This is a genomic window from Pseudomonas sp. SDO5271_S396 (assembly GCF_054071795.1).
Window position 1 is genome coordinate 1 of record NZ_JBSVWB010000106.1, and the last position, 2,630, is coordinate 2,630.

Here is a 2,630-nt window from a genome sequence, read left to right on the forward strand (position 1 = left end):
GGAAATGCATTCCAAACTGTGGGAGCGGGCTTGCCCGCGATTGCGGCCTCAGGCACGCCGAACTCCACCTGACACACATCAACACCATTTCCCATAATCCGACCTAAACTTGTCAGTATTCCCACTCCGACAAGGCCGTCGCCCCATGATTTCCATGCCCTCGTTCCACGCCATGCTCATTCCCATTCTGATCGGCATGATCATGCTGGCGGTCGGCTTCAACTTTCGCGACAAGCCCCTCGGCGTGTTTGGCATGTGGCTCGGCATGCTGCTGATCCTGGGTACCGTGGTGTACAAGATCCTCGCAAAACTGGCTGAATGACGATTGCACTCGTACACTCGGTCAACCCGTCGTTTTCAAGGTTGACCGCCTCGTGTTTTCCCGTCTGTTCGCCCTGCCCTGCTACCTGCTGATCGCCCTGCTCACGCTGCTGCCCTTCGCACCTGCCCAGGCCGTCAGCCTGCCCGGCCTGCTGGGCAGTGCCAACAAGCCCCAGCCCCAGGCCGACGTGCCCTTGGGCCAGTCGCTGGACGAAGTGATCAAGACCCTGGAAAACGATCAGCAACGCACCCAGTTGCTGAGCGACCTGAAGAAGCTGCGCGAGGCCACGCAAAAAGCCCAGCCCGCCGCCGAACAAGGTGTACTGGGCCTGATCGGCGGCACTCTGGCCAACCTGGAAGCACAGTTCTCCGGTGCCGACAGCCCGCTGGGCCGCTGGTCGAATGAAATCGACCAGGCCGGTGACGAACTCAGTGCCCTGATGCTGCCAGCCAATGAATGGTTGCCGATCATTTTCGGTTTCGCCCTGATCCTGGCGGTGTGGAGCCTGTTGGCCTACGCACTGATCTGGCTCAGCCACCGCGTGCGCGAGCGATTCGGCCTGCCGGAAGAGCTGCCGCAACATCCGCGCACCTGGGACATGTTGCGCTTCGCGCTGCGCAAGCTCGGGCCCTGGATGATCGCACTGGTGATCACCGTTTACCTGAGTTACGCGCTGCCCTCGTCGCTGGGCAAATCCCTGGCCATGGTGCTGGCCTATGCGCTGGTGGTGGGTACCTGCTTCTCGGCGATCTGCGTGATTGCCTTCTCCCTGCTCGACGGCCCGCACCGCCACCGCGCGCTGTACATCCTGCGTCATCAGGCATTCCGCCCGTTATGGTGGATCGGCAGTTTTGCCGCCTTCGGTGAAGCCCTGAGCGACCCACGGCTGGTCCAGGCCCTGGGCCAACACCTGGCCCACACGGCGGCGACTGTCGCCAATGTCATGGCCGCGCTGTCCACCGGCGTGTTCATCTTGCGGTTCCGCCGTCCCATCGCTCACCTGATCCGCAACCAGCCGCTGTCGCGCCGCCTGACCCGCCGCGCGCTCAGCGACACCATCGAAATCATCGGCTCGTTCTGGTATCTCCCGGCCTTGTTGCTGGTGGGCATCTCGCTGTTCGCCACGTTCCTGTCCGCCGGCGACACCAGCACCGCCTTGCGCCAATCCTTGCTGTGCACGGTGCTGCTGGTGTTGTGCATGGTGATCAACGGCCTGGTACGCCGCCATGCCCTCAAGCCGCAACGCGGGCACAAACGCCATGCGCTGTACTCCGAACGCCTGAAAAGCTTTGTCTACACCCTGGCCCACCTGGTGGTGTGGCTGGTGTTTATCGAACTGGGCCTGCGGGTATGGGGCCTGTCGCTGATCCGCTTCACCGAAGGCGATGGCCATGAAGTGAGCGTCAAGCTGTTCGGCCTGGCCGGGACGCTGTTGTTCGCCTGGCTGATCTGGATCCTCAGCGACACGGCGATTCATCACGCCCTGACCCGTTCGCGCAAAGGCCTGGCCAACGCTCGTGCGCAGACCATGATGCCGTTGATCCGCAACGTGCTGTTCGTGACCATTTTCATCATTGCCGCCATCGTCGCCCTGGCGAACATGGGCATGAACGTCACCCCGTTGCTGGCCGGTGCCGGTGTGATCGGCCTGGCGATCGGCTTTGGTGCGCAGTCGCTGGTGGCGGACCTGATCACGGGTCTGTTCATCATCATCGAAGACTCCCTGGCCATCGATGACTACGTGGACGTCGGCGGCCACCTCGGCACGGTGGAAGGCTTGACCATCCGCACCGTGCGCCTGCGGGACATCGACGGCATCGTGCATACCATTCCATTCAGCGAAATCAAGAGCATCAAGAACTACTCGCGGGAGTTCGGCTACGCGATCTTCCGCGTGGCGATCCCCCACAGCATGGACATCGACGACGCCATCAAGCTGATGCGCGACGTCGGTCAGAAGATCCGCAACGACCCGCTGCAACGCCGCAATATCTGGTCGCCGCTGGAGATTCAGGGGGTGGAAAGTTTCGAGTCGGGCAGCGCGATCCTGCGGGCTCGCTTCAAGACCGCGCCGATCAAACAATGGGAAGTGTCGCGGGCGTTCAATCTGTCGCTCAAACGACATCTGGATGAAGCCGGACTGGACCTGGCCACGCCGCGCTTGAGTGTGCAGGTGGTGACGGGAGCATCGGGCGGATTGGAAAAAGAGAAAACCAGCTAGAAAGCAACACTGCTTTAATGTGGGAGCTGGCTTGCCTGCGATAACGGTGTATCTGTGCCAAATGTGCCGGCTGACCCACCGCTATCG

Annotated in this window: 2 protein-coding genes; both read left to right on the plus strand. The window is 61.9% G+C overall.

Annotation, left to right across the window (positions count from 1 at the left end; all coding sequences use genetic code 11):
* The first annotated feature begins 145 nt into the window (after positions 1-145).
* Positions 146-322: a hypothetical protein gene (locus tag ACW9IN_RS30030; RefSeq protein ID WP_457369231.1), complete on the plus strand. Its 177-nt coding sequence runs from the start codon at positions 146-148 to the stop codon at positions 320-322.
* A gap of 52 nt (positions 323-374) precedes the next feature.
* Positions 375-2,543: a mechanosensitive ion channel family protein gene (locus ACW9IN_RS30035; protein WP_457369232.1), complete on the plus strand. Its 2,169-nt coding sequence runs from the start codon at positions 375-377 to the stop codon at positions 2,541-2,543.
* The last annotated feature ends 87 nt before the right edge of the window (positions 2,544-2,630 follow it).